Origin of the sequence: Mesorhizobium sp. M1A.F.Ca.IN.020.06.1.1, assembly GCF_004023265.1 — a bacterium.
Classification (GTDB): domain Bacteria; phylum Pseudomonadota; class Alphaproteobacteria; order Rhizobiales; family Rhizobiaceae; genus Mesorhizobium.
This window is the reverse complement of sequence record NZ_RZSR01001712.1, coordinates 1-557: the sequence shown is the minus strand read 5'-3', so window position 1 is coordinate 557 and position 557 is coordinate 1. Positions and strand designations below refer to the sequence as shown.

The window sequence follows — 557 nt, the reverse complement described above, 5'->3', positions numbered from 1 at the left end:
TTCCGATGCCGTTGCCGATGTCGCGGCGGCCGCCGCGACATCGGCAACGGCATCGGAAAAGGCACTACGGTTGAAGTTGCTCATATCGATGGTCTCCTGGGTTCTGTGACCCAGATATCGCTCCATGGCCCCGCCGCGAATACTCGCCTGACGGCTAGTCGAGTGCCTGACTGGCCATGTGGTCAGGTCGCGGCAATTGCTGCCGCTCCGCACATATAGGCATCGTTTGCGCCAGATCACACGGGAGCCCCACCCATGGCCTTCGCCGTCGAAAAACTCCAATCCGATGACGCCTTGCTCGACGCCTACTCGGCGACGGTCGCTGACGCCGTCGATCGAATCGGACCGGCCGTGTGCCGCATCGAGCGCATTGGTGCCGGCGGCCATGGCTCGGGCTTCGTGATCGCTCAGGACGGGCTGGTCGTCACCAATTTCCACGTCGTCGACGACGCCCGCGACGTTCGCGTCACGATGCCGGATGGCGCTTCGCGCGAGGGGCGCGTGCTTGGCCGCGATCCCGACACCGACATTGCGCTGGTTCGCGCCGACGGCAGCTT

The 557-nt window shown here is 64.8% G+C and carries 1 protein-coding gene; it reads left to right on the top strand.

The features are described 5' to 3' along the window. Positions 1-255 precede the first annotated feature (255 nt). Positions 256-557, top strand: a 302-nt coding sequence (locus tag EOA60_RS36505) for a trypsin-like peptidase domain-containing protein (protein WP_206628477.1), incomplete at its 3' end; no start/stop codon positions are given.